The organism is Micromonospora sp. CPCC 206061 (genome assembly GCF_036906915.1).
Taxonomy (GTDB): Bacteria; Actinomycetota; Actinomycetes; order Mycobacteriales; family Micromonosporaceae; genus Phytohabitans.
The window spans coordinates 1-818 of sequence record NZ_JBAKHX010000227.1 but is presented as its reverse complement, the minus strand read 5'-3'; the positions used below and the strand labels follow the sequence as shown (position 1 = coordinate 818).

The 818-nt window shown below is 68.0% G+C and carries 1 protein-coding gene; it reads right to left on the bottom strand.

Annotation, left to right across the window (positions count from 1 at the left end; translation table 11 throughout):
* Positions 1-673, bottom strand: a 673-nt coding sequence (locus V6V89_RS41510; RefSeq protein WP_334625243.1) for a transposase, incomplete at its 3' end; no start/stop codon positions are given.
* Positions 674-818 lie beyond the last annotated feature (145 nt).

Genomic DNA, 818 nt, shown 5'->3' with positions numbered 1-818 from the left:
CGCCGGCCCGCCGGCATGCGGTGATGACCTTGCGGGAGTAGAACGCCGAGTCGGCGCGTACCACGATCTCCCCGCCCCGCGCTTCGCTCTGGGTGGCCAGGACCTGCTTGGTCGTGGCGATCGCCTCGGCGATCAGTGCCGCCGCGCCGCGGGCCGAGCCGGCGTTGCCGGCCCGCAGTTGGGTCGCGGCGATCAGCGGGGCCGCGTGCGGAGTGCTGATCGTGGCCACCAGAGGGTTCAAGCCGCGCAGCAGGACCTGGTAGCCGCCGACCTTGGCATGACCGAACCCGGCGCCCTGTTTCTGCTTGCCATAAACCCGACGCAGCAGCGAGTCCACGTCCACGAACGTGACCGCGCCCGCGCCGGGCAGCAACGGGGCATCTCGGGCCAACCGCACGAGGAACTGCCGCGAGACCGCCTGCAACTGGCGGACGTGACCGTGGCTGAACGCCCGTAGGAACGACCCCAATGTTGAGGGCGCGTACACCCCGCCGAACAACAGCGGCATCCCACCGTGGCGCAGCACGTCCAAATCGTCGATCGAGTCGGCGCCGGTCAGCATGCCCGCCACAATCGCGGCCACCTTTCCCGACCCGTTGGAACCCTTGTCCGTAGGTACATGCAGCCGCTGCGCGAGGATGCCGTGCAGGCCACACCGCTGCGCCAGGGCCATCACCGGCTCCAAACCGGCACACGACACGACATTCGGATCATCAAACGATGCGCGCGTGCGTGCCGCGCAGTGCGGTAACCTCACCTCGACGGTGCCCTCTCGAACCAGAAGATAGAAGCGTCAGCAACTTCAATCTTCCCAGTTC